The sequence below is a fragment of the Priestia aryabhattai genome (assembly GCF_023715685.1).
In the GTDB taxonomy this organism is placed as follows: domain Bacteria; phylum Bacillota; class Bacilli; order Bacillales; family Bacillaceae_H; genus Priestia; species Priestia aryabhattai_B.
Genome location: NZ_JAMBOQ010000004.1, coordinates 312,873 through 337,323, shown reverse-complemented (window position 1 = coordinate 337,323; position 24,451 = coordinate 312,873). Strand labels below are relative to the sequence as shown.

24 protein-coding genes, 1 other RNA gene and 1 riboswitch are annotated in these 24,451 nt (G+C 39.3%); of the genes, 9 read left to right on the top strand and 16 right to left on the bottom strand.

All coding sequences use genetic code 11. From position 1 onward, the window contains the following. Nucleotides 1-52: 52 nt before the first annotated feature. Nucleotides 53-3,157 (top strand): glycoside hydrolase family 2 TIM barrel-domain containing protein, encoded by a 3,105-nt coding sequence (locus M3225_RS20290; RefSeq protein ID WP_251396615.1) that lies wholly within the window; start codon nt 53-55, stop codon nt 3,155-3,157. A 36-nt stretch (nt 3,158-3,193) separates the two neighbouring features. Here M3225_RS20290 and M3225_RS20285 read toward each other — a convergent pair whose 3' ends face one another. The 4 genes from M3225_RS20285 to M3225_RS20270 form a co-directional block, all read right to left on the bottom strand. Then, nucleotides 3,194-4,105 (bottom strand): EamA family transporter, encoded by a 912-nt coding sequence (locus M3225_RS20285; protein WP_251396613.1) that lies wholly within the window; start codon nt 4,103-4,105, stop codon nt 3,194-3,196. Nucleotides 4,106-4,203: 98 nt separating this feature from the next. Next, entirely contained in the window at nt 4,204-6,120 is a 1,917-nt protein-coding gene (locus tag M3225_RS20280) for a vWA domain-containing protein (RefSeq protein ID WP_251396611.1), read from the bottom strand. Between the two features lie 11 nt (nt 6,121-6,131). Then, nucleotides 6,132-7,022, bottom strand: coding sequence for an AAA family ATPase (locus tag M3225_RS20275; RefSeq protein WP_251396610.1), 891 nt, complete (start codon nt 7,020-7,022; stop codon nt 6,132-6,134). 155 nt (nt 7,023-7,177) lie between these two features. Beyond that, complete coding sequence (locus M3225_RS20270) at nt 7,178-7,408, bottom strand: YkvS family protein (protein ID WP_013056869.1); 231 nt, start codon at nt 7,406-7,408, stop codon at nt 7,178-7,180. Nucleotides 7,409-7,829: 421 nt separating this feature from the next. Here M3225_RS20270 and M3225_RS20265 point away from each other — a divergent pair, with 421 nt between their 5' ends. Both M3225_RS20265 and M3225_RS20260 read left to right on the top strand, forming a co-directional pair. Further along, nucleotides 7,830-8,324 carry an RNA polymerase sigma factor gene (locus tag M3225_RS20265; protein ID WP_251396608.1) on the top strand — a complete coding sequence of 165 codons (495 nt, stop codon included), beginning with the start codon at nt 7,830-7,832 and terminating at the stop codon, nt 8,322-8,324. After that, on the top strand, nt 8,321-9,511 hold the full coding sequence (locus M3225_RS20260) for an anti-sigma factor (protein ID WP_251396606.1): 1,191 nt from the start codon (nt 8,321-8,323) through the stop codon (nt 9,509-9,511). The genes M3225_RS20265 and M3225_RS20260 overlap by 4 nt, the downstream gene beginning before the upstream one ends. A gap of 28 nt (nt 9,512-9,539) precedes the next feature. Here the strand turns inward: M3225_RS20260 and M3225_RS20255 are convergent, their stop codons facing one another. Next, on the bottom strand, nt 9,540-9,992 hold the full coding sequence (locus M3225_RS20255) for a helix-turn-helix transcriptional regulator (protein WP_251396604.1): 453 nt from the start codon (nt 9,990-9,992) through the stop codon (nt 9,540-9,542). Nucleotides 9,993-10,141: 149 nt separating this feature from the next. Between M3225_RS20255 and M3225_RS20250 the strand changes: the two genes are divergently transcribed. The 4 genes from M3225_RS20250 (at nt 10,142) to M3225_RS20235 (ending at nt 11,615) form a co-directional block, all read left to right on the top strand. Continuing rightward, nucleotides 10,142-10,525, top strand: a complete 384-nt coding sequence (locus M3225_RS20250; RefSeq protein ID WP_251396602.1) for a hypothetical protein — start codon at nt 10,142-10,144, stop codon at nt 10,523-10,525. Between the two features lie 6 nt (nt 10,526-10,531). Beyond that, complete coding sequence (locus M3225_RS20245) at nt 10,532-10,753, top strand: hypothetical protein (protein ID WP_251396600.1); 222 nt, start codon at nt 10,532-10,534, stop codon at nt 10,751-10,753. A gap of 109 nt (nt 10,754-10,862) precedes the next feature. After that, nucleotides 10,863-11,040, top strand: a non-coding RNA gene (ssrS, locus tag M3225_RS20240) — 6S RNA. A gap of 146 nt (nt 11,041-11,186) precedes the next feature. Continuing rightward, nucleotides 11,187-11,615: a pyridoxamine 5'-phosphate oxidase family protein gene (locus M3225_RS20235; RefSeq protein ID WP_013082985.1), complete on the top strand. Its 429-nt coding sequence runs from the start codon at nt 11,187-11,189 to the stop codon at nt 11,613-11,615. Between the two features lie 27 nt (nt 11,616-11,642). Here M3225_RS20235 and thiE read toward each other — a convergent pair whose 3' ends face one another. From thiE to M3225_RS20210, 5 genes are all read right to left on the bottom strand, one after another. Beyond that, entirely contained in the window at nt 11,643-12,287 is a 645-nt protein-coding gene (gene thiE / locus M3225_RS20230; protein ID WP_251396598.1) for a thiamine phosphate synthase, read from the bottom strand. 13 nt (nt 12,288-12,300) lie between these two features. Next, the gene (thiM, locus tag M3225_RS20225; protein WP_251396596.1) at nt 12,301-13,107 is read right to left on the bottom strand and encodes a hydroxyethylthiazole kinase; all 807 of its coding nucleotides are present in this window, start codon (nt 13,105-13,107) and stop codon (nt 12,301-12,303) included. A gap of 74 nt (nt 13,108-13,181) precedes the next feature. Then, nucleotides 13,182-13,290, bottom strand: a riboswitch (TPP riboswitch). A 191-nt stretch (nt 13,291-13,481) separates the two neighbouring features. Then, on the bottom strand, nt 13,482-14,699 hold the full coding sequence (locus M3225_RS20220) for an MFS transporter (RefSeq protein ID WP_251396594.1): 1,218 nt from the start codon (nt 14,697-14,699) through the stop codon (nt 13,482-13,484). Nucleotides 14,700-14,795: 96 nt separating this feature from the next. Next, complete coding sequence (locus M3225_RS20215) at nt 14,796-15,395, bottom strand: TetR/AcrR family transcriptional regulator (RefSeq protein ID WP_251396592.1); 600 nt, start codon at nt 15,393-15,395, stop codon at nt 14,796-14,798. A 170-nt stretch (nt 15,396-15,565) separates the two neighbouring features. Further along, entirely contained in the window at nt 15,566-16,030 is a 465-nt protein-coding gene (locus M3225_RS20210) for a GNAT family N-acetyltransferase (RefSeq protein ID WP_285885778.1), read from the bottom strand. Between the two features lie 170 nt (nt 16,031-16,200). Here M3225_RS20210 and M3225_RS20205 point away from each other — a divergent pair, with 170 nt between their 5' ends. Continuing rightward, entirely contained in the window at nt 16,201-16,707 is a 507-nt protein-coding gene (locus M3225_RS20205) for a hypothetical protein (protein ID WP_251396590.1), read from the top strand. A gap of 93 nt (nt 16,708-16,800) precedes the next feature. On the opposite strand, the gene M3225_RS20200 is transcribed toward M3225_RS20205, so the two are convergent. Continuing rightward, the gene (locus M3225_RS20200; protein WP_251396588.1) at nt 16,801-18,300 is read right to left on the bottom strand and encodes a UDP-N-acetylmuramoyl-L-alanyl-D-glutamate--2,6-diaminopimelate ligase; all 1,500 of its coding nucleotides are present in this window, start codon (nt 18,298-18,300) and stop codon (nt 16,801-16,803) included. 473 nt (nt 18,301-18,773) lie between these two features. Between M3225_RS20200 and M3225_RS20195 the strand changes: the two genes are divergently transcribed. Then, a complete protein-coding gene (locus tag M3225_RS20195) occupies nt 18,774-19,382 on the top strand; it encodes a DNA-3-methyladenine glycosylase (RefSeq protein ID WP_251396586.1) in 609 nt (202 codons plus the stop codon). A gap of 69 nt (nt 19,383-19,451) precedes the next feature. On the opposite strand, the gene M3225_RS20190 is transcribed toward M3225_RS20195, so the two are convergent. The 5 genes from M3225_RS20190 to M3225_RS20170 form a co-directional block, all read right to left on the bottom strand. Next, nucleotides 19,452-20,420: a sugar phosphate isomerase/epimerase family protein gene (locus tag M3225_RS20190; protein ID WP_251396584.1), complete on the bottom strand. Its 969-nt coding sequence runs from the start codon at nt 20,418-20,420 to the stop codon at nt 19,452-19,454. A gap of 1 nt (nt 20,421) precedes the next feature. After that, nucleotides 20,422-21,426, bottom strand: a complete 1,005-nt coding sequence (locus tag M3225_RS20185; RefSeq protein ID WP_251396582.1) for a Gfo/Idh/MocA family protein — start codon at nt 21,424-21,426, stop codon at nt 20,422-20,424. A gap of 12 nt (nt 21,427-21,438) precedes the next feature. Beyond that, complete coding sequence (locus tag M3225_RS20180) at nt 21,439-22,464, bottom strand: Gfo/Idh/MocA family protein (RefSeq protein ID WP_251396580.1); 1,026 nt, start codon at nt 22,462-22,464, stop codon at nt 21,439-21,441. 32 nt (nt 22,465-22,496) lie between these two features. Then, nucleotides 22,497-23,222 (bottom strand): ThuA domain-containing protein, encoded by a 726-nt coding sequence (locus tag M3225_RS20175; RefSeq protein ID WP_251396578.1) that lies wholly within the window; start codon nt 23,220-23,222, stop codon nt 22,497-22,499. A gap of 88 nt (nt 23,223-23,310) precedes the next feature. Beyond that, nucleotides 23,311-24,342 carry a LacI family DNA-binding transcriptional regulator gene (locus M3225_RS20170; RefSeq protein WP_251396576.1) on the bottom strand — a complete coding sequence of 344 codons (1,032 nt, stop codon included), beginning with the start codon at nt 24,340-24,342 and terminating at the stop codon, nt 23,311-23,313. Nucleotides 24,343-24,451 lie beyond the last annotated feature (109 nt).

The window sequence follows — 24,451 nt, the reverse complement described above, 5'->3', positions numbered from 1 at the left end:
TATCATTTTCATATAAAATAATAAACTAGCACTTTAGAAATGAGGGATCGACATGTTAAAAACCGGCAAGAAATTTAATTATACAGCACCTGCAAACGGATATCCTGAATGGAATAACAACCCTGAGATTTTTCAGTTAAACCGTTCTAAGGCACACGCTTTACTTATGCCTTATCAAACGATCGAAGTGGCCTTAAAAAATGATAGAAAATCTTCTGTTTACTATCAAAGCTTAAATGGTAGCTGGTATTTTCATTTTGCTGAAAACGCAGATGGCCGTGTCAAAAACTTTTTCGCTCCTGAGTTTTCATATGAGAAATGGGACTCCATTTCAGTTCCTTCACACTGGCAATTACAGGGATATGATTATCCTCAATATACAAACGTAACGTATCCTTGGGTTGAAAACGAAGAGCTCGAACCTCCTTTTGCACCGACTAAATATAACCCTGTAGGTCAGTACATTCGTACATTTACACCTAAGTCAGAATGGAAAGACCAGCCGGTGTACGTCAGCTTCCAAGGCGTCGAATCTGCTTTTTACGTATGGGTTAACGGTGAGTTTGTTGGATACAGCGAAGACAGCTTTACTCCAGCTGAATTTGATGTAACTTCTTACCTTCAAGAAGGTGAAAACACGATAGCAGTAGAAGTATATCGCTGGAGTGATGCAAGCTGGCTTGAAGATCAAGACTTTTGGCGAATGAGCGGCATATTTCGCGATGTGTATCTCTATTCTACTCCGCCGGTTCACATCTATGACTTTAGCGTTCGTTCACTGCTTGATACCAGCTACAAAGATGGTGAACTTACCGTTTCAGCTGATGTTTTAAATTACTTTCAGGAAGGTACTCAAGACCTAACATTTGAAGCCATGCTGTATGACGCTAATCATCAAGAAGTACTTGAAGCTCCGTTGCAAACAAATCTAAGTGTGAGCGATCATCATACAATCTCCTTGCGTACACACATTAAAAACCCTGCAAAATGGAGCGCAGAAAGCCCTAATTTGTATACGCTTGTACTTAGCTTAAAGAATTCTGCTGGCTCTATTATCGAAACAGAAAGCTGTAAAGTCGGCTTCCGTACGTTTGAACTAAAGAATGGACTTATGACAATCAACGGCAAGCGCATCGTACTTCGTGGAGTGAATCGCCACGAATTTGATTCAGTAAAAGGACGGGCAGGCATCACGCGAGAAGACATGGTTCACGACATTTTGCTTATGAAACAGCATAATATTAACGCGGTGCGTACATCCCATTATCCTAATGATTCAGTATGGTATGAACTATGTGATGAATACGGACTGTATGTGATTGACGAAACCAATTTAGAAACGCACGGCACGTGGACTTATTTACAAGAAGGTGAACAAAAAGCTGTTCCAGGAAGCAAGCCAGAGTGGAAAGAAAACGTATTAGATCGCTGTCGTTCTATGTACGAACGTGATAAAAACCACCCTTCTATCATTATTTGGTCGCTTGGCAATGAATCATTTGGCGGAGAAAATTTTAAGCATATGTATACTTTTTTTAAAGAAAAAGATTCCACGCGCCTTGTTCATTATGAAGGAATCTTCCATCACCGTGACTATGATGCTTCTGATATAGAAAGCACGATGTACGTTAAGCCAGCAGATGTAGAGCACTATGCATTAATGAATCCAAAAAAACCTTATATTTTATGTGAATACAGTCATGCCATGGGTAATTCTTGCGGAAATCTGTACAAATACTGGGAGCTGTTTGATCAATACCCAATCTTGCAAGGCGGTTTTATATGGGACTGGAAAGATCAAGCTCTTCAAACAACAGCAGAAGACGGTACATCTTACTTAGCTTACGGCGGAGATTTTGGTGATACTCCTAACGATGGTAATTTCTGCGGAAACGGCTTAATCTTTGCTGATGGGACAGCTAGCCCTAAAATTGCAGAAGTAAAAAAATGCTATCAGCCTGTAAAGTGGACAGCAATCGACGCTGCAAAAGGAAAGTTTGCCGTTCAAAATAAACACCTGTTTACAAACTTGAACGCATATGATTTTATTTGGAGTATTGAAAAAAACGGTGAACTCATTGAAAAACATGCGTCTCTTTTAGATATAGCTCCTGATGATACAGACGAAATGACGCTTTCTTATCCTCTTTATCAGCAAGAAAATGAAACCGATGAATTTGTTTTAACTCTTTCTCTGATATTAGCCAAAGATACGGCTTGGGCTTCAGCTGGATATGAAGTGGCGTACGAACAGTTTGTACTGCCTGCGCAAGTCTCTGTACCTTCAGTTAAAGCTGTTTATCCTGCTTTATCAGTTGACCAAAATGAGCAAACTCTTACGGTTACAGGAACTAACTTCACGGCTATTTTTGACAAACAAAAAGGACAGTTCATCTCTTATATCTATGAGCACACCGAGCTGCTTGCGTCGGGTTTCCGTCCGAACTTTTGGCGTGCCGTAACCGATAATGACCTCGGAAACAAATTACATGAAAGATGTCAAACGTGGCGTCAAGCAAGTTTAGATCAGCATGTGCAAAAAGTAACTGTTCAGCCGCAAATTGACTTTGTTATCATTTCGGTTGAACTGTCTTTAGGCAACTCTCTTACTTCTTGCTATGTAACGTATACGCTATATAACAATGGTGAAATGAAGATTGAACAATCTTTAGCACCTTCTGAGACAATGCCTGAAATTCCGGAAATCGGCATGCTGTTTACGATGGATGAGTCTTTTGATGCTTTAACATGGTACGGAAGAGGCCCTCATGAAAATTATTGGGATCGTAAAACTGGAGCTAAGCTCGGCCTTCATAAAGGCAGTGTAAAAGAGCAAGTTACACCGTATTTACGCCCTCAAGAATGCGGAAATAAAACGGACGTTAGATGGGCCGCTATTACAAACAAGCAAGGACACGGCTTTTTGCTAAGAGGTCTGCCAACAGTTGAGCTGAATGCTTTACCTTACTCACCTTTTGAACTGGAGGCTTACGATCATTTTTACAAATTACCGTCAAGCGATTCAGTAACCGTGCGGGTTAACTACAAGCAAATGGGCGTTGGCGGAGACGACAGCTGGGGAGCTAAAACACACCCCGATTACACACTATATGCTAACCGCTCCTATACAAATACGTTTACGCTAAAACCTCTGTAAAAGTAAAAAGGACTTTCGTTTGAAAGTCCTTTTTACTTATGATGTAACCTCTGGCTTTCGCTGAGAAAGCAAAAATACCGTAGCGATAATAAGAATTGTACCTAACCACTCCGTCCATCCAAATGTCACATGAAGCCACAGAACAGAGAGCGCCGCTGCCGATAAAGGCTCTGCTGAAGCAAGAACAATTGCTTCAGAAGCGCTAATATGCTTCAAACTTTCCAAATAACAATAAAATGCAATGAGCGTTCCGAAGATAATCACAAATAGCACCGCACACAGGGACAATGGCGACCACTCACCGGCTATATGCCACGGTGGATGAATAAATGAAAAACTTACGCCGCCTATCACCATTCCCCAACCTACTACTTCAATTGAGCTCCATTTCGCAAGAAGACGTTTAGGCTGAAGCGTATAAAAAGCAGACGTTACAGCTGCTCCAATCCCCCAAAACAATGCCCACCCTGTAATAGACAACTCGTTGAAATTTCCGCTTGTTGCAAGAAAAAATGTCCCCGTTATGACCAGCACAACAGAAATAATTTCTACTTTCACCGGCCATTTTCTTGCTTGCACGGCTAAATAGCCAATAATAAATATTGGCGACGTATATTGAAGCACTGTAGCTGTAGCAGCGTTTCCTGCCTCAATAGCTGCAAAGTATGTATACTGCACGCCAAGCATACCGATTACACCAAACAAAAGCAGCGAAGTCCTCTCTTCTTTTGTTTTCCAGATTGCAAAAATATTGCGCTGCTTAGAGGCTATTGCCAAAAGCAATAACCCAGATACTAGCATACGAACGACGACCAGCCACTCTGCGTTAAAACCCTTATGCTGAAATAAATATTGAGCTACCGTGCCAGATACTCCCCACATCGTAGCGCCAATGATTACAAGCAGCAATCCCCATGCTCTTTTAGATGACGTTTGAACTCCTTCCACTTGCCATTCCTTCTCTCTTTTTCATATATATTTAACTTACCGCGCTCCTCGTTAACGGTCAATAGCAAAAAAAGTCGAAGCACTATGCTTCGACTTTTTTAAATACTTTTATGAAGTAATTTCTTCAGTAAAGGAAATAGCACATCGGGAAGCTCCTCGATGTTTGGTACTAGAATACTATATTTCCCGTACATATTTTGAATGGTTTTCTTTTGTCCTTCATCAATTTCACCGTTGGATAAGAAAACGTTGATGACTTCAATTCCGTGCTTGCGCGCTTCCAATACCGCTTCGTGCGTATCTACAATGCCATTTTGTTCATATCCCATAGCGGCTGGTTCACCGTCTGAAAACACAAGTAAAAACTTCTGCTGTTCAGAACGCTGAAGCAAGCGGCGTGTCATATGACGAATGGCAAATCCATCACGGTTGTCTTCTTCAGGTTCCAACTGCATAATTTCAGGACCGCTCTTACGCTTTAATGATGCTTGGAAGTCCATAACCGTTTGCAAGTAGTTAGGCTGGCTCGTTTCGGTGGCATCATTTGTATCTTCCCAAAATCCTACAATTTGATGAGGCACCATAACAGATTTTAACGCTTCATGAAATAGGGTAATCCCAAGCTTCGTTTCATCCATTTTATCGTACATCGATGCGGAACAGTCAACTAAAAGAGAAAAGACAGCATCAATTTGGGCAGAATCTTCATCTTTTTTATAAAACAAACGAGGATTATCATCGGTCCAGAGCTTGAGAAGCTTTTTATTTAATCGCCCAAAGTGCAGTTCGCTTCTAGGAAACGTTTTTTTATGTTCAAGCGTTTTTTCAATCATTTGCTTTAATTTCTTTTGATACGATGCAATGATTTTTTTATTCTCATCATACTGAACAACGTGATCGTCGTTCGGAAGTTTAGAATCTACAAAAACAGCATAGGCATGCTTATTTTCTTTGCCATATTCATAATCCGCTTCCCCGTCTTTTTCAGGATGCGTTTGCTCCATGGCCTCTATTTGAGAGTAATCGTTCCGCGATGTTTTTTGAGAAGACCCTTGCACCATTCCCATTGCTTGATCTCCATCGTCGCCTTCACGTACACCATCGCCTAGCATATCTGTTTTTGAACCTTGATCCATATCAAACTGCAGAAAACTTTGCGTCGCTTCGCTTGTCTCTCGATGCCACATTTCCATTTTCTCTTCGTGAATGTCTTCATCTCCGTCTTTTTCATGCTCTAAAATGTCATCGTTCACTAATGAATCTTTGCGTTTTAAATCTTCAAATGTTAAACCTTCTTCTAACTGATCATACTGGAGTTCAGCCAAGAAGAAATAGGTATTAAGCATATCTTTTTCAATAATATCATCGAAAACATCTACGAGTTCAAGACAGATGCGCGATACGTCTTTTGTTGTTTTAGCTTCATATACATTTGTTAGCTGTCTGCGAATAAAAGGCATCGCTAAGTTAATCGATTCACTCATTGAAGGAATTTCTTCAAACGGATTTTCAGTCGTCAATAGCAAATAGATGCCGTTAAAAAGTGCATCCGTATACACGCTTTTTGTTAAATTCGCACTCATTTGTGTAGCGAAATATTTTCTGTAGAGCTGTCTTCTTACTGCGAAGGCTTTTTTTGTTCCAGGACGTTCACGTTTGCATAATTCTTCTAAGCGAATATCTTCAAACAGCATAAAAAACTGCTTAGCTAAGCTAGGTACAGACGTTTTATTTATTTTCTTTAAATATGAACTAATCTCTTTAAAGTTTGAATGCTTATAGCTTCCGATGCTTCTTAAAAAAACATCACTTTTTAAGCCGTACACTTTGTCTTCTTCTGGACGATTATCCCAAAAGTGACTGAGATAAATAATACCGTGTACAGGGTCATAGTAAGAAGAAACGCGATACTCTACTTCAATTTCATCATTTTTTGTTAATGTTTTCGTTAAATCTGCAAGCTCCATATAGAGAAAGGAATCTACATTTTTGTCGTTAAATTTAATAAATCGCATAGCGCCACTCCTTACTCAAATAATGTTTCAGCAATATTTTGAATGGCGGCTTTTTCCCTTTCATCTTCTAGCTTTTCAATAATACCGCGTTTAATCGCGCGAAGAGGCGGCATATAAAGAGCTAAATCACACGTATCAATAAGCGCACGAATAGACGCAGCTTCTTCTGATACATGGCCGCTTTGAACTTGAGTAATTAAATCTGCAGAGAGCGTGACCAATTTATCAATTAATTTTTCGTCTTTCAACTGAGACTGAGACATCAAAACTTGTTTTAAGCTGCCCCCTTGAATATATGGCACTTCAATGACAACAAAACGATTTTTTAACGCTTCGTTTAATGGAACAGTCCCAACATACCCTTCGTTAATAGCCGCTACTACGCCGAACGTTTGCTGACCGCGCACTACATCTCCAGTGAATGGGTTAGTAATCATTTTCCGGTAATCAAGTACCCCGTTTAAAATAGGAAGCGTTTCAGGTTTAGCCATGTTAATTTCATCAATATATAATAAATGGCCTTTTTTCATTGCCTGAATAACAGGTCCTTCTACAAACTCGATACCTGTTTTACCTTCTTGTTCAGAAATTGTTTTAAAGCCAAGCAGCGCTTCTGCATCTAAATCAACCGAGCAGTTAACGCTATGCATAGGCTGAGAAAATAAATGCGACAGCGTTTCAGCAAGCTTTGTTTTACCTGAACCTGTAGGCCCTTTTAAAAGTACGTTTTTCCCTAGTGACAAGGCAATAATGGCATCTTCTAAAATATCTGCTTCTTCTGCTGTATAGCCGCCTTTTCCGATTAATAGCTGATCAGCATGGGACAGATTTTCATATTTACGATTCGCTAAGAGCGAAAGAACCTCTTTTGGTAATGATAATTGTGATAATTGAATTGACATAACAAAAAATCCTTTCTTTCTGCATACTTTCTATAGTTTACTAAAAAACACTCTTCTTCTCAAAGAATTGCTTTACCTACGCGTTTTTCTAAGGTTTCCGATAGAAAAATCGCAGTCTTTAAACATATATTCAGTAAAAAAAGTAGGTTATTCACCTACTTTTTTACGATTTTATAGTTTTTATGATTAACGACCGTTTTCATGGATTCGCCAGTTTCAGCATCTTTCCCAAAATCTACGATAACCGAATTGTCTCGCACTACCATAACAATTCCTTTAAATCCTTTATAGTCGCCTTTTTTAGGCTGAATAGTATCGCCAACTTTAGCTGCTTTGACTTTAGGTGCTTGTTCTTCTGTACCTTGTGTATTTTCTACGTCCATCATGACCCCACCTTTTCCAATTTACCGTGTTTTTTATAAGTGAAAACACAATTTAAATTACTTTTTGTTGAAAATACTTAGTTTATTTTCCCACAATCATCCATGGTTAAACACTATGTGTTTGTCCATTTTTATTTTGCAAACAAACGCTGTATTTTTTATTATGTATGTAGCTGTTTTTTGTAAGAGCACATCCTTGTTCTATCATAACATTTTCTGTTTCCTTCGAACACCAATTACCCTTTAGTTTTTTAAAAAAATGACAAAATAAACGGAATTATGTCGAATTTCATATGCTTTTCTTTTTAGTGTGATAAGCTATATATCGTATTTTAAGCATCTTTTATCTATTACATACGATTTTTGATAAAAAAACCGAAACTTTTATCCATAAATTGCGTTGATTAAATGAAAGGGGGAGAAAATGGCACAACAGCATAACTTTGAACACATTTATAAACAGCATATGCATGATTTGCTGCGCTACCTTCTCTCTCTTACTCGCAGAAAAGAATCAGCGGAAGATTTAATGCAGGAGACCTTTTACCGGGCACTTTTACACTTAGAAACATATAAAGGCGAGGAAGTGAAGCCTTGGCTGTTCAAAATTGCTTATCACGCCTTTATTGACTGGTATCGAAAAGAAAAAAAACGCCCTACTGTCGAAATAGAAGAATGGCACTTTACTCCTCAGCCGAGTGCTGAAGAACAAGTGATGATTCAAAGTGAAATCGACAGCTGGCTTTCTGATGTATCTGCTTTGCCTCCGGCTAAGCAGAATATTGTACTGTTACGAGATTATCATGGCTTCACATATGAAGAGATTGCAGAAATGACTGGCTTTACTCTGTCAAAAGTGAAAATGGACTTGTATCGTGGTCGTCAACAATTGAAAAAAAGAAAGGAAGAGGACGGATGAGCTGTCAAGATATGAAGCATCAATGGGAAAAATATAAAAACGGCACTTTGACAGACAAAGAAGCAGAAGCACTTGAAGAACATACGGAAAATTGTGAAGCATGCTCAGCTCATTTAGAGCACTTGCTAACCGAAGATGAACCGTTATCGTCAACTCCATCAACTACTCCGCTAAGTGACGATACGATATTGGATAATAAAAAAGTTAAAAAGTCCATTTATATTGCCAAATGGAAGCAGCGCCTTTCAAATGTGACAACTGTCATTAGCTCTGTGGTTCTGCTATGGATTATCGGCAGCTTTTTATCTATTGTATACTATCATCAATCAAAAACCGAATACATAAACAGCGTGAATCAAGCGGCTATAGAATCTGCTTTTCCGAACGTTCATATACGTGAAACCACTTCTGATACACAGTCCTTTTTCCGAATGCAGTCGCAAATGGAAGCTTATAAGCAAATTGGACGTGAAGAGCAGGCCATTGGGACGTTTACATTTCATCAGCTGTTTGATAAAACAAGCGGTGTAGAAAAAGAATTTTCTGGCGGTAAATACGACCTTAACCTTTCCTTTGTCTATCCTGATCCAAAAAAACTAAAGCAGCATGCACAAGAGTATAAGGAATGGTCGAATGAAACATGGAAAGCATTAGAAAATCTACCAAAAGGAACGGTAAGCGAAGTAGCTATTTCTTTTGATGATACGTATTCGCTAAAAGAAGTTCAGCAAAAAATGAACGCCATCGACAGTCGTGATTTTTCTACCTCTTGGTACGCGCTTAATACAGGCCACGAGCAAAAAACAAGCACAAAAGATGAGCCATTAATTGACTTAACATCAACATTTGGCTTTCCAGAGTTTTTAGACTTACCTTACGATCACAAAGGAAATCAAACGCACTCTATTAGCAAGTCGAACGTTTTAAATATGATGAAACTATTAGCCGATAATGAAGAAACGGTCCAAAAAGTTCGTCAGCTAGACCATTCCGATTTGTTACTAAAGCAGCGATATTCTTATGTAAAAAAACATGGAGTCGGTGTGTACGGCGTTGTGATTACAGGACCTACAAAAAAGCTTCTGAAATTAAAAAATGATCCGTCTATCACATATGCGTCACTTGGAGATGTAGAGCTATGGAATTGGTTCAACCGCCCTTCATCCGGTACGTTAATGAATCAGTAACAAGCACTTGAAAACAAGTGCTTGTTTTTTATTCATTCGTTAATTCTTCAAACCTTTCTACCGCTTCGCTTTTATCAAATGAACTAAACCATCGATAATCTTGGTCATCTAAAATACGATAGTGCTGACTAATCATATTTTGCTGCAGACGAAAAGAACCTTCTTTTTGAATCTCTTTCCACCATACTCTTCCCCCGAGCGTTTTATCTTTTGGAGAAGATACGCCGTTATGAGCAATGATTTCTACTACTTCTAAAGGGACGTCTCCTAAAACTGATTGAAGGATTTCACTGTCACGAAACAAACCGCATACTGCAACAGTGGTCGTCCACCCTGCTTCCGTTCGTCCTTTTTCAATTTGAACCAATGTTTTTTTTGAAATACCAATGACTTCAGCCATTCTGTCTTGTGAATAGTTTCTTTCTAAACGAATTAATCGTATTTTATCCGATACTGATTTAATCACTTCTTGTTTATTCATTTTTACAGCCCTTTCTATACACGTGCCTGTCTTTAGTGTAATATTACACCTAATCAAAGAAGAGTTTCAAGCGTTTCCCTTCGTTACAAGACGGGGAAATATACAGAAATGTTCTTTGTACAATAAAACAATTAAAAGGAGTTGAGAGTATGTATATCATTGTATGGGCCATGCTTGTGCTATACGCCTTGCTGCTAGCTCCGGGAGCAAGCGCCGCTGATGATTTGCTGTTTAAAAAACTTATCACAGGAAATTTTCAACAGGTAGATCCGCTCGTTGTTACGGCATTCTCTTTTTTAGGACTTTTCCCAGTATTGTTCATGATAATGATCTGTAAAAAAGATACATACAAACTGCCTGGATGGCCATTTTCTCTTCTATCATTTGCGCTTGGAGCTTTTTCTCTTTTGTTCTATTCTCATTGGAAAGGACAAAAAGTTCGGACTCGCTCGCGTATTCCTTTACGTTTCATTGCCATCATTTCTTCTCGTCTATGGATTGGACTATACTTAGCACTCACGATTGCGGGTTGACTGTCTATGGGTTCAACCAAAGCTTATCAAGAAGCTTTTATCCAGTCACAGCTTGTTAGCGTGATGACCGCTGATTTTTTTGTTTTAACGTGGCTTTCTTACTCCGTTATGACAAAAGAAAAGATAGCGTCCCGGCCTTATCTGTTTTTATGTTTCATTCCAGTTGCGGGCCCTTTTCTTATTTTGTTACTGCTTCACCGCCAGCATGATAGAGAAATAAAATTTTAAATAAAAGTCTTGCGTTCCAGTCATTATTCCGTTATAATCATTTCTTGTACGATGAAAGTTGATTAATTAGAAAACATTTATATATCGGCATTTTATTTACATTTGTTATACATACCTGCGCTGTGCGTATACTCATGTTGTCTTAAACCTTTGAGTGTTATAAGGGAGCTCAAAATTTAGCTGCAGATAGCACGCCCTTCTTGGGACGCTAAACCCGGCTATGAGGGCACCCACCTAGTAGATCTGGGTATTTAAGACACTTAGGGTTACGGCAGTGCGGGCTTATTTTTTAGTTAGCTGTAGCTAGCTTTTTTTATTTTTAAATTTAACAGTTTACATAATAATTTTATTGTTAACTTATATTTTTTTAGACATGTATGTTTTATTTATCTTCGATTGAGGAACATAAAAAGTAATAAAGGAGATGGATAAAATGAATGAACAAAAAATTGCTAAAAAAGTAAATGAAGTATTAGAAGGAAATCGTGTAGGAACATTAGCCACAGTTGTAAACAACAAACCCCACTCTCGCTATATGACATTCTTTAGCGATGAAGATGGTATCGCTCTTTACACACCAACAAATATCAATACACATAAAGCAGAAGAAATCGAAGCCAATCCGAACGTACACGTACTATTGGGCTACAGCGGCGAAGGATATGGCGATCAATACTTAGAATTATCTGGTACAGCTGTTCTTCGTACCGGTGATCAGTTAAAAGGACGTATATGGAACGATCATATGAAAGAGTGGTTTGACGGTCCAAATGACCCTGAGTATGTTGTTCTTGAAATTACGCCGAACGAAATTCGCTTTATGAATGAAGGCGAAGAAACTCCTCAAACTGTTCAGCTATAATAAAAAAGCGCACATTGTGCGCTTTTTTTATTTTCCTAACGCTTCTTTTAATTGAGCTGCTTTTTCTTTTGGAGACGCAGCTAAGCTAATCGCCGTAATAATAGAAACGCCATCTGCACCTGCTTCTACTACTTGTTTGGCATTTTCAGGCGTGATACCACCGATTCCTACAATTGGAAAGTCAATATTCTGGTTTCGCACTTCTTCAATTAATTTCGTACCTTGCACTGCTTTTGCGTCTTTTTTTGTGGAAGTAGGAAAAACAGGTCCCATTCCTACATAATCCGCTCCGTCTTTCATCGCCTGCTTCAGCTCTTGTACATTATGAACAGAGACGCCCACAATTCCTTTTCCTATTTTCTCTCGAACAACGTGAGCTTTTTCGTCTTCTTGTCCAATATGAACGCCATCTGCTTGTATGCGAATCGCTAAGTCAAGATCATCATTTACAACAAAAGGAACGTTGTGCTGGTGACAAATTTGCTGCAGTTCTTTCGCCAGCTGATATTTCGCTTCCCCCGTTAGCGCACCTTCGCCTTTTTCGCGAAATTGAAACACGGTAATGCCGCCTTCAATTGCTTCTTTCAACACTTCTCGCGGATCTTTTGTACAGTTATTGCTGCCCATTATAAAATAAACTTGCAGCAGCTTTTTAATTTCTTCGTTTGTCATTTTCCGGCTCCTTTTAACGTTGATGTACTCTTGCATATGATTCAATATCCTGCCCAGATAAAAGATGAAGCTGATTTAACAGCTCAATTTGGAAGCTTCCCGGCCCTTCTTCACCTTTTTTCACTGCGGCGATTTCACCTGCCACTCCGTAAAAACTTAAAGCAGCAACGCTTGCCTCGACATATTCTTTCTCTACAGCGGCGAAAGCTCCTATAATTGATGTCAGCAGACATCCAGTACCCGTCACTCTCGTAAATAACGGGTGACCGTTGTCTACTGTATACGTTGTATTTCCATCCGTGATTACATCTTGTTTACCCGTGATAACAATCACTGTATCTAATTTGTTCGCTGCTTTCTCAGCAAGTTCAATGACATCTCCTTGGCCTTCTAATGAATCAACGCCTTTAATGAGCCATGACTCGCCTACTACATTTGCAACTTCAGCAGCGTTACCACGAATAACTGCGATATTTAATTCTTCTACAAGCTGACGTGCCACTTCTGTACGAAACGGTGTCGCTCCAGCTCCTACAGGATCAAAAATAACCGGCACGCCATTTTCATTTGCTGATTTCCCAGCTATTCTCATTGCTTCCACTTCTCGAGCCGTCAGTGTACCCATATTTAAGACAAGCGCTCCGGCGATTCGTGCCATGTCAGCCACTTCTTCCTTCGCATAAGCCATAACAGGTGAAGCTCCTAGTGCAAGCAGTCCATTTGCTGTAAAATTGGTTACCACAACATTCGTAATATTATGAACAAGCGGACTTGTATCTCTTACTTTTTCTAATTGAGCTGAAATTTTACTAATATCCATGTTCTCTCACTCTTTTCATTTAGTTTTAACCCTGCAAAAAAAGACAAAAAAGCACCTTGCATGCGCAAAGTGCTTTGGTATGTACTCACATTCCCTGCGCTGGCATTATCCAACAGGTTCAAATGGTCAACAGGCGTCCCTGTACTCTCAGCCTGCCCCGCGCAAGCTCCCATACTATTCTTGTTACGTTTAAAGTTTACTATTAACCTTTTTTATTTGCAACCATTTCACTGTTTTGCCGATTAAATAAAGCTTCGCTATAGGCTGAGTAGCGTTGTAAATCTTACACCTTTACTAAAAGAATAATCAAAAGACCTCCCATAAGCTACTAGAGGTCTTCTATTTTAAGAATTCTATCATTTTTTTCCTTCTCGTTATTTCTCTTGAACCGCCTGATTTCTCACAGCTGTTTTTCGGTCCTTCCCTGCTCTTAAAGATAAAAGAAAACAAAGCAGCAGAACAAGTGCAGCTGATACGTATGGATAATTAATGTTTATATCAAAGAGAAAGCCTGCTACAACGGGTCCAATAATATTCCCAAGACTTGTATAAGCAGAATTTAGTCCGGCTACATACCCTTGGTCGTCTTGTGCCATCATCGACATTTGCGTGCTGATTGCGGGACGTAAAATATCTGTTGCTAAAAAGACGATAAATGTCACAACAATAATAAGCCAGTATGTGTGCACAAATAGCGTAAGTAAAATAAAAAGTCCCGTCATCATCAAGCAAAACGAAATTACTCTTTTTTCACCGAACTTATTTAAAATCCAGCCAAAAATCGTAACCTGCACCACAGCCCCTGCAATAGAGCCAAATGTAATGACAAACGCAATATCTTTTGGTGTAAAGCTAAATTTATGATCAACAAATAGTGAAAAGATCGTTTCATAATTGGATAATCCAAACGATGTCACAAAAACGATAATTAAACTTAAAAAATAAGGTTCTTTATAGGAATTCATAAGCTGCAGTAGCAGCCGATCTTCTTTTGGATTCTCTTTATTTGAAACAGCAGGATTTTGTACAGGACGGGACTCCGGCAAAACAAACAGCGTAATCACTGCAGCCAAGCCTCCTGCTACTGCGGCCATATAAAACGGTACGCGCATGCCGTATTCAGCTAAAAAGCCTCCGATACCTGGCCCAATAATAAATCCTGTTGTAATCGCCGCCGTCACATAGCCCATTCCTTTAGCGCGTTCTTTAGCAGACGTCACGTCTGCTGTATAGGCCATAACAGCAGGCATAATAAGCGCGGCCCCGACCCCGCCTAACATTCTGGATACAAATAATAAAAGAGGGGTACTCACTGAACCAAAGAACCATTCAGACAGGGCAAAAACAATCATTCCCGCTACAATAATTTTCTTTCTCCCTAACGAATCTGATAACCGGCCCGCTAAAGGTGAAAACAGAAATTGAGTTAACGAAAACACCGCTACTAAAAGCCCCATCACGCTGCCATTGATATGAAGCTCTGTCATATATGTTGGCATAATTGGGATAACGAGACCGATTCCCGTAAAGATAATAAAAATATTTAGCATAAGCAGCAAAATCGCCGCTCGATTTCTTAACAATAATGACATATAAACCTCCTGATTACAAAAATACTGAACGTTCGGTCTATAAAAATACAAAATAATGAGGGATTACTCATTACCGCAATAAGCATCCCCGACTATTTAAGAAGACCTTGCTATAATTCCGTTTAAAAATACATCGATTGCTGAATGGTAAAGCTGCAGGGCATTTTCCGTGCTCGTTTTTCGAGACATGCGGCTCATCCCCACAAACAGCCCTTCTAAAACCACTGCAAGCTGTTCTGCATTTTTATGAGAAAACTCACCTTCATCAATGCCTTTTTGCAAAAGTTCGCGGTTAAACTCCACGTGTCGTTTCACCATCTCATCAATTCGCTCTTCGATATCGCTACCCTTTTCCTCGTTGTTAAAAAACTCATCGGCAGCTTTCGTAAGAGGATGATTCAAATCATCTAAAATGATTTGCTCCGCAATTCCAAAAAGCTTATCTCTTGTTGTTTTGTAAAGAGCCTCTCTTTCTTTCCAGTTTCTTTCCCACTCGAGATCCCATTCGTCTATTAAATAGAGAAAAAGTCCTTCTTTACTTTTAAAGTGATAATAAATATTCCCTTTACTGCTTCCCGTAGCTTCTACAATTTCCTCAATAGACGTAGCTTTATAGCCTTTTTGGGAAAACAATGCTTTAGCGGCATCTGCCACTTTTCTTTTTGTTTGTTCACTTTGAAGCTTTTTTTTATTCAAGCTATTTCCACCGCCCCGCACATTTATTATTTATACTGAACATTCGTTTTGTATTATCTGACACCTATACTACATAGGAAAAACCTTTTTGTCTAGTGAGAAAACCGAGTTTATACCTTTTTTATATGAATCATGACAAAACAAAAAAACAAAGCCTTTTAAAAAGGCTTTTAATCATTCAGTTCTTTTGTCATAAATACACTGTATGGATCTTCTTTGTAGGTAGAAAACGGTTCGCATTGGTAAAATCCAAAACTGGCGTATAGCTTTCTAGCCGGTTCAAAAGCGGGTGCGGATCCTGTTTCTAAGCTTAAGCGTCGGTACCCTCGTTTTTGTGCTTCATTTATTATGTACTGCAGCAGCTCTCTAGCAATTCCTTTCCGCAAATGGGCGGTGGCTGTTCGCATCGATTTAATTTCTCCGTGGTGCTCATCTAGCTCTTTTATAGCCCCGCACCCTGCTAGCTGACTTCCTTCCCACACGCTCCAAAACGTAATATCATGTTGTTTTAAGCTTTCAATATCTAGAGCATGAATACTTTCAGGGGGCGAATGTAAGTTCATTCCTTGAAGGTGAGAACTTACTAATTCAATAACTTCATTGTTCGTTAAATGGTCTCTTTTTATTTTAATCATCTTCTCTTCCTTCCTCCTACCATGGGGATATCAGCTACAAACCGACTTATGAATAAATTCACTGTCGACCTTCAAAAATCCTTTTATACACTCTCTTCTTTTTCTCCACTTATTAAAACCGACTTTGCCAAGCAGGTGTTTCATACATTGTTAAACGGAGGTGAAATTCGTTGAAGAAAGTTTTATTTTGTCTTGTCCCTCTTTTGTTTTTATTATCCGCCTGCTTTAGTGATCCTGTTCAAGATGATTTAATCGACTATAACAATCAAGATTTAAAAAAAGCCGCTCAGCTTGAAAAAGAAGCGATTGACGCATACGATTCTGTTACAGGCGCTAACTACACAAGTGACGCTGTTATGTACGATACGATGACGAGTGAAGTCATTCCTACCTATCGTAAATTTGTTGACGAACTGGAAAACATCGATGTAGAAACCGACGATCTTCGAAAGGTTCATGAAGGCTATATAAAGGCTGCCAATACCCAGTATAATGCTTTTATTAAAATCGTCAGCGCTTTAGAAAAGCAGGACCGCAACCTTATTGCTGAGGCAAACGCTATGCTTGATGAAGCCCGAAAAGGCATACGCGATTACAATGCAGCTATTAAAAAGCTGGCTAAAGAACATGATGTAAAAATTGAAGAACCAAAACCACAGCCGGAAAACAGCCTATAGTTTTGATGCAAAAAGAAGGTCTCTAAAAATAGTAAGAGACCTTCTTTCGTATGGTGTTTCAGTTTCTGCACGTTCGATAAATGAAGAAGAATATTAAGAAATATTGCTTAAAGACGCATAATAAGAGGCAATAATTTCTTCATCTGAATGCGGAATTTCGTTTCCTTTTACAAGCTGAGCGCCGTTAATACAGCCGCTTGTAAGTAAAATAATATCATTCGGCTTTCCTAAAGAAAGCGACTTTAATACTCCTTCTGTTCGAGTAGGGGCGCGGTGAATATTACTTGCGCTCGGATTTGAAAAACCCGTTATCACTTGATCTACGATTACGTTCGGATCATGATGACCTGGATGATCAACCGTTACTATAATTTCATCAGCTTTCCCTTCAATGGTGCGTGCCATTTTAGGCATTTTATTAAAATCTCGAATGCCTATCCCTGCAATCATAACAATCAGCTGGTTATAATCCAACTTTTTTACTTCTTCTACTAAACGAGTAAGGGCCACAGGCGTATGGGCATAGTCTAAAATCACTTTTTGGTTATTTGGACCTTCTATCACTTGAAAGCGCCCTTCTGGACTTTCCAATTGAGGAAGTACGCTAATAATATCTTCAATGTGATATTCAAAGTGGAGAGCTGTACCGACGGCCGCTAACACGTTAGCAATGTTGTAATCACCATATACAGGCACTACTACTTTGTATGACTGTCCTTTATAGAGTAAATCAAAGAAAGATCCTCCTTCTTTAACGATAATGTTTTTTGCTTGCAGAGTTGCTTCCGCATTATTTAATAAACTATACGTGACTTTAGGTCCTTCAAATACCCTACTTAAGTCTTTCCCCATGTCCTGATCATCTATATTAATAACGGCATGTTTTGCCTGTTGAAATAATTTCATCTTGCATTTTTTATAGTGCTCAAACGTTTTATGATACTCTAAATGCTCTTCTGATAAGTTTGTGTGAATGGCTACATCAAAATAAATATTTTCTACTCGCTGCTGATCAATAGCAATTGAAGATACTTCCATCACTGCCGCTTCATCACCTCTTGTATACAAATCATAAAAAATTTTATGCAAGTCTACCGATTCAGGCGTTGTAGGCGTACTTTTTTTATAAACTAACTTCTGCTTTGATGACCAAATGCCGGTCGTTCCAATCGACCCTGTTGGCAATTTTAAAAGAGTTAAAAGCGACCTTACGTAAGCTGCTACGGTTGTTTTACCATTTGTACCGGTAACGCCAATTGTCTCAATTTTTTCATCCGTATAATCAAAATACATTTTAGAAAAAGAAGCCATTACTTTGCGAACGTCGTCAACAGTTAAAAACGTACAGTGAGAATACTGGGTGCTCAAAAGACGAAGCTTCTCAACGCTTGTCCCAAAGACTGCTACGGCTCCTCTAGCTATAGCTTCTTTAATATATTGATGTCCATCTTCATTTTCACCTTTTATACTAAAAAATACTGATCCGTCGTGAACCTGCTTTGAATGATATGTTAGATGGGTGATCGTTTGAGATGCAGGCCCAAAAATATTTTTAATTGATAAGTTCGTTAATGTATCAAAGTGGATGTTCATAGCTATTCCTCACAGTATATAAATTTTATTTTTAATATGTTCTAAAATCCTTTAAATACTCTTTGAAGGATATTTTTTCTTTACTTCCATTTATAAAGAATTTTCTCCAATTCAATCTTTTTATTCTGCTTTCATGTGTAGAACGAAAATGAAGAAAAGACGGATCACTATTTTTTAAAACTAAAAGCATGTAAAATATGGATGAACTACGTGTCATCTATCGTATCAGCAGCAAAAGCCAAGTATTGTAGTAAAACATTCCCCCTAAACGTGCAAAACGAAACCATTCTTTAAAATAAAGCAATTTTATAGAGGTAAGTTGGATCATGCTGATGCAAATACTGGAATGTGACGTAAGAGAAATTACTTTACTAATCAGTCCCTCCCTTTGCAAAATAACAAAGAAAACATCATAATAAAAGATGCGCATAACAGCGTAAATGAACCTGCTTTGAAAGGATGGACTACAGCAAATGACGCGTTCTCTTTTAGCAATTGAACCACTTCCTCTTTTATTTTATCAACAGCCTACACTTGAATTAGCTCAGTCGCTGTTAGGATGTCTTCTTGTTCACGAAACGGCAGAAGGAACTGCATCTGGTTTTATTGTAGAAACAGAGGCTTATAAAGGGCCTTTCGACCGAGCAGCTCATAGTTTTAACAACCGGCGCACAAAAAGAACGGAAGTAATGTTCGGCCCTCCTGGTCATGCCTATACGCATACGATGCATACGCATTGTTTACTCAATGTTGTAAGCAGCAATATTGATTATCCAGAAGGCGTCCTCATTCGAGCTATTGAGCCATTTAGCGGCAAAGATTTGATGAAAACTAGACGTCGAGGGATGGAAAACGAAATAAATTGGACAAATGGTCCTGGGAAACTAACAAAAGCACTGGGAGTTTCAATGGATTTGTACGGTCATGATTTAACCAGCCCTCCTCTTTATATTGCTCGTGGCTTCACTCCTTCAGCGATTTCCGCCGGACCTCGCGTTGGCATTGATAATTCTGGTGAAGCCAAGGATTACCCTTGGCGCTTTTGGGTTACCAATCACCCGTTTGTATCGAAATTCAGGTGAACGATATACTAATTGAAGTATTGATGCACACAAAAGAAGCACCTCTTTTTTAGAGATGCTTCTTTTGCTTTACGCCCACCACATTTGTGACGGAGTTTCTTCAATTAATACACTTTGTAAGTTCGTAACCGCGCGTTTAAATCCTTCTTCAATAGACATGATTGGGTCTTCATGTTCAATGCTGACTACATAATCGTATCCGTATGTGCGAAGTGCACTCATCATATCGGACCACTCTTTTACGTCATGTCCGCATCCTACCGATCTAAATGTCCACGCACGCGTTTGGACTTCTCCGTATGGCTGCATATCCGTCAGGCCATACATATTAATATTATCTTGGTCCAAGTACGTATCCTTTGCATGGAAATGATGAATCGCATTTTCTTTTGCTAAAATTTTAATAGCTCCTACCGGATCAATTCCTTGCCACCATAAATGACTTGGATCAAGGTTAGCGCCAATCGCTGGACTTGTTTTTTCGCGAAGCTTTAGTAGCGTGTACGGAGTATGAACTAAAAATCCACCGTGAAGTTCTAAACCAATTTTCACATTATGCTTCTCCGCTAGTTCTCCAATTTCTTTCCAATAAGGAACAAGCTTGTTTTCCCACTGCCAATTCAATACATCTCCATATTCATTAGGCCAAGGTGTAACAGGCCAGTTTGGATACTTAGCTTCTTCGTGATCTCCAGCTGTTCCAGAGAAGCAGTTAACCACTGGAACATCTACTAATGATGCTAGTTGGATAGTCTTGCGAAGCGTTTCGTCAGATTCTTTGGCAAAACTTGTTTCAGGTGAAATAGGATTGCCGTGGCAGCTAAACGCGCTGATTGTAAGCCCGCGGTCTTTTACCTGCTTCATATATGCTTCTCTTTTTCCTTCATCTTCAAGCAGCTCATCTAGCGGACAATGACTGTTTCCCGGATAGCCGCCCGTTCCGATTTCAACAGCATGAAGACCTGCTGCTTTTACTTTATCTAACATCTCTTCAAAAGAAAGATCCGCAAATAAGACCGTGAATACTCCAAGTTTCATTTTAGTTTCCCCCTGTGCGATATATTTCGTCAATAATGGCTGAGACCTGAAGCGCTTCTTGTGGCTTTACCACTAATTCAGCATTTCCTTTACACGCTTCAACGAAATTTTTAGCCTGACTTAAGCTGTAATCATCTTCTCCATCTATCCAAGGTGACGTACTGTTCATGAGCATACCGTTTTTAGACGTGTATAGTTCAAACGGAAACACGCTTAAACCGCCCTCTATCCCTGATATACTTACGTGCTCTTCATCATCTTCGATATTAGCAGCCCAAGAAGTTTCTAAAAGAAGGGACGCCCCATTTTTAAATTTAATATAGGCCGTTACATGATCATCCACGCTGAATGTTTCATGATCAAATGCTCCCCATTGATTTAGTTGATTCGGCGTTTTACTCAGTTCATTATATGTGCTTCCAAGTACTTCAGTATGCATTGGATTTCCCATTAGCCAAAGCGTTAAATCAAGCAAATGGCAGCCGTAATCAATTAAACTGCCTCCGCCTTGAAGATCTTTGTTCGTAAATACGCCCCAACCGGGAACTTTTCGTCGACGCATCGCTCTGACACGTGCAACTAGAGGTCGTCCTACCTCTGTCATCATTTTTTTCGCCGCCTGCGCTTCTTTCATGAACCGGTAATGATACGCAATCGCTAACTGCTTACCCGATTCTCTAGCAGCAGCAAGCATTTCTTCACCTTGCTGTTTAGACATCGCCATTGGCTTTTCACATAGGACGTGAACGCCTGCTTTTAGCGCTTCTACTGCAAACTCGGCGTGAAATTTATTCGGTGTACAAATACATACAGCATCCACTTCTTTAAACATATCTTTATAATCGACAAATACGTGAGGGATGTTATGCTCATTGGCTACCTCTGTGGCTCTTTCACTATTAATATCGCTAAGCCCCCAAATCACACATTCATCACCTAGTTGTTTGAATGCTGGGATATGTCTGCTTACAGCAATCCCTCCTGCTCCGATTATGCCAATTCTCACGTTTTTCACCTCTTACACGCGCGTAATTTGTTTCGTTTGACTTGATTTTAAAGCTGCTAAAATAACAGCAAGTGATTTTAACCCTTCTTCACCAGGAACAGGAGATTCTTTATCTTCTGCAACTGCATCTACAAATTGTTCAATGACGTGAGAATTGCTTTGTCCGCCTTCATCGTTTGACTGAATTTTTCCTAATTCATAGTTCACCACTTCACCTGTTGCATATTGTGCAACTAATGAATACTTCGGATCGTCCTCTAAACGAAGAATCCCTTTCTCGCCGTAAACAATCGTGGAGTTATCTTCTTTTCCATTGTAAGCCCAGCTTGCCGCAAGCGTCCCGATAATTCCGCTTTCCGTTTTTAATACGCACACAGCATTGTCGTCTACGTTTGCAAAGTCTTTTGCATTGCTTTCCACAAATGCACCAACTTCTACAATTTCTTCACCCAATATGTAGCGAAGCATATCGGTTTTATGAACACCTAAATCTCCCATAGCACCAATAAATGCTTCGTCTTTTTTGAAGAACCAGCTTTCTTTTCCGTCCACGCTCCAACCTTCCGGACCACCGTGGCCAAAAGCCGTACGAAAACTATAAATTTTACCGATTTCCCCTTTTTCAATAAGTTCACGAGCTTTTTGATGGGAAGCTACAAAGCGCTGATTATGTCCGATCATTAGTTTTTTACCGTTTGTTTTTGCTGCTTCAATCATCGCTTTCGCTTCTTCTTCTGATGTTGCCATCGGCTTTTCACACAGGACATGAACTCCGCTGTTTAAAGCTGCAACCGAAATAGGCGCATGAAGATAATTGGGCGTACATACGCTCACTGCTTCCACTGTACCGCTTGCTAAAAGTTCTTCATAGTTTGTGTAAGCTTTTACACCGTACTGCTGTGCTACGCTGTTTGCACGTTCGGCGTTTATATCGCAAACGGCTACTAATTCTACTTGTTCATTCATCTTATATTCTGGTAAATGGCGGTGTTGCGCAATGCTTCCACACCCAATAACCCCAATTTTTACTTTTGTCATCTTTCCTATCCCCTTTGCTTAAGCATTATTAATTAGTTTTTAACAGCGATTGATTCAAGCGGTTGCGCATTACCGTAAACAGGACGTTTTCTCTCTGCTGGCTTCGCCCATTTAATAGCATTCATAAGGACACGCTGAATGTCTTTGTTGTGATATGTTGGATATGTTTCATGTCCAGGCCTGAAATAAAATATTTTTCCATTTCCGCGTTTGTACGTACAACCGCTTCTGAAAATTTCTCCGCCTTCAAACCAGCTCGTAAAAATCAGTTCATCAGGTGCTGGAATATCAAAGTGCTCTCCGTACATTTCTTCGCGCTCAAGCTCGATGAATTCACCAATACCTTCCACAATCGGATGGCTTGGTTCTACTACCCATAAGCGCTCTTTTTCATCCGCTTCACGCCATTTTAAGTCGCAGCTTGTGCCCATTAACGTCTTGAAAATCTTAGAAAAGTGACCTGAGTGTAAGACAATAAGCCCCATACCGTCTAGTACGCGCTGCTTTACTTTCTCAACGATGTCATCTTTTACTTCGTCATGTGCTAAATGTCCCCACCACACTAAAACATCCGTTTGATTTAATACTTCATCAGTCAAGCCATGTTCTTCTTCGTCTAATGTTGCAGTGTGCGTACGAAATCCTCCTTCTTCTAAGAAAGAAGCGATGGCCCCGTGAATGCCTTCAGAGTAAATTTCTCTTACAACCGGATTTTTCTTTTCATGACGATTTTCATTCCATACTGTAACATTAATCATTTTCATATCCCCTTTTTTGTAAATGCTAATTTATATCCCCTTTTTTTATGAATACTAAACTTTGGTTAACCGGTTAACTTACTGTGGTTCACCAGTGCTTAGCAGTTGAATCTCGAATAATAAGTTCAACCGATAATTTTACATGCTGCAGCGTGCTGAAACGGTGTTCAATTGCTTGAATAACAGACGTTGCGGCTACTACTCCTTTGTTAAATACATCTTGACGAATTGTTGTTAGACTTGGAGATGAATAGCTACTAAACGTTATGTCATCAAACCCTACGATTGAGTAGTCCTGCGGAATTCTTTTTCCCTTTTCTTGCAGTGCTTTCATAATTCCAAGCGCCAGCGTATCAGAGGATGCAAAAACCGCCCGAATATCCTTATGATCTTGCAGCAGTTTGTTTCCTAAATTGTAGCCGTTATCAAATGAGCTTTCGTTCGCTTCAAAAACAAACGTCTTTGATGGTGTAATGCCCGCTTCTTTTAATGCTTTCTCGTAGCCTATATACCTCTTCTTATCCACTGGACTATTGACGAGGTGATGGGCGATAAAGGCAATTTCTTGGTGCCCCAAACCCACTAAATGTTTTGTAGCTAGATATCCTCCATACTCATCGTCTACAGAAATATGATGATAATCACGTTCGTACTTTTCGTATGTATCTACTAGCACAATCGGATTCGATAACGCTTTCATTTTTTCATACAATCGATGCGGGAAGACTCCTAAAAACAGGAGACCATCAATATTTCTCGTTCGAATCCATTTTAGGCAATCAGCTGGGCTACTCACTCCAGATATGACTAGATCATAACCATGCTTACGGATCCCATATTCAATTCCACTAATCATTTCGCTGTAATAATGGTTATCTTTAAATATAGTAGAAAGAGAATCATCTGTAAGCGGAAACATAACGCCAATCATATTGGACTTTTGTTTTGAGAGACTAACGGCAGTTAAGTTTGGTTCATAGTTCAATTCTTTTACCGCAGCTAAAATTCGCTCTTTTGTTTCATCGGATACTTTGTTAATTCCGTTTAAGACGTAAGACACTGAAGCTGCAGACACCCCTGCATGCTTTGCTACATCACGAATCGTTATCTTTTCTCCCATAAAATCTCTCCAGTTAAACGGTTAACTATTTACTCGTTCATTATAATTCACTCCTTTATTATCAGTCAACGTATTTTTCAAATTATCTGTTAACTATTATAATATCTTC

Bases quoted from the DNA above. Each gene is read 5' to 3' on its own strand.
- M3225_RS20290 (WP_251396615.1), top strand. From the start codon at position 53: ATGTTAAAAACCGGCAAGAAATTTAATTATACAGCACCTGCAAACGGA.
- M3225_RS20280 (WP_251396611.1), bottom strand. From the start codon at position 6,120: ATGCGATTTATTAAATTTAACGACAAAAATGTAGATTCCTTTCTCTAT.
- M3225_RS20275 (WP_251396610.1), bottom strand. From the start codon at position 7,022: ATGTCAATTCAATTATCACAATTATCATTACCAAAAGAGGTTCTTTCG.
- M3225_RS20270 (WP_013056869.1), bottom strand. From the start codon at position 7,408: ATGATGGACGTAGAAAATACACAAGGTACAGAAGAACAAGCACCTAAA.
- M3225_RS20265 (WP_251396608.1), top strand. From the start codon at position 7,830: ATGGCACAACAGCATAACTTTGAACACATTTATAAACAGCATATGCAT.
- M3225_RS20260 (WP_251396606.1), top strand. From the start codon at position 8,321: ATGAGCTGTCAAGATATGAAGCATCAATGGGAAAAATATAAAAACGGC.
- M3225_RS20255 (WP_251396604.1), bottom strand. From the start codon at position 9,992: ATGAATAAACAAGAAGTGATTAAATCAGTATCGGATAAAATACGATTA.
- M3225_RS20250 (WP_251396602.1), top strand. From the start codon at position 10,142: ATGTATATCATTGTATGGGCCATGCTTGTGCTATACGCCTTGCTGCTA.
- M3225_RS20245 (WP_251396600.1), top strand. From the start codon at position 10,532: ATGGGTTCAACCAAAGCTTATCAAGAAGCTTTTATCCAGTCACAGCTT.
- M3225_RS20235 (WP_013082985.1), top strand. From the start codon at position 11,187: ATGAATGAACAAAAAATTGCTAAAAAAGTAAATGAAGTATTAGAAGGA.
- thiE (WP_251396598.1), bottom strand. From the start codon at position 12,287: ATGACAAACGAAGAAATTAAAAAGCTGCTGCAAGTTTATTTTATAATG.
- thiM (WP_251396596.1), bottom strand. From the start codon at position 13,107: ATGGATATTAGTAAAATTTCAGCTCAATTAGAAAAAGTAAGAGATACA.
- M3225_RS20220 (WP_251396594.1), bottom strand. From the start codon at position 14,699: ATGTCATTATTGTTAAGAAATCGAGCGGCGATTTTGCTGCTTATGCTA.
- M3225_RS20210 (WP_285885778.1), bottom strand. From the start codon at position 16,030: ATGATTAAAATAAAAAGAGACCATTTAACGAACAATGAAGTTATTGAA.
- M3225_RS20200 (WP_251396588.1), bottom strand. From the start codon at position 18,300: ATGAACATCCACTTTGATACATTAACGAACTTATCAATTAAAAATATT.
- M3225_RS20195 (WP_251396586.1), top strand. From the start codon at position 18,774: ATGACGCGTTCTCTTTTAGCAATTGAACCACTTCCTCTTTTATTTTAT.
- M3225_RS20190 (WP_251396584.1), bottom strand. From the start codon at position 20,420: ATGAAACTTGGAGTATTCACGGTCTTATTTGCGGATCTTTCTTTTGAA.
- M3225_RS20180 (WP_251396580.1), bottom strand. From the start codon at position 22,464: ATGACAAAAGTAAAAATTGGGGTTATTGGGTGTGGAAGCATTGCGCAA.
- M3225_RS20175 (WP_251396578.1), bottom strand. From the start codon at position 23,222: ATGATTAATGTTACAGTATGGAATGAAAATCGTCATGAAAAGAAAAAT.
- M3225_RS20170 (WP_251396576.1), bottom strand. From the start codon at position 24,342: ATGGGAGAAAAGATAACGATTCGTGATGTAGCAAAGCATGCAGGGGTG.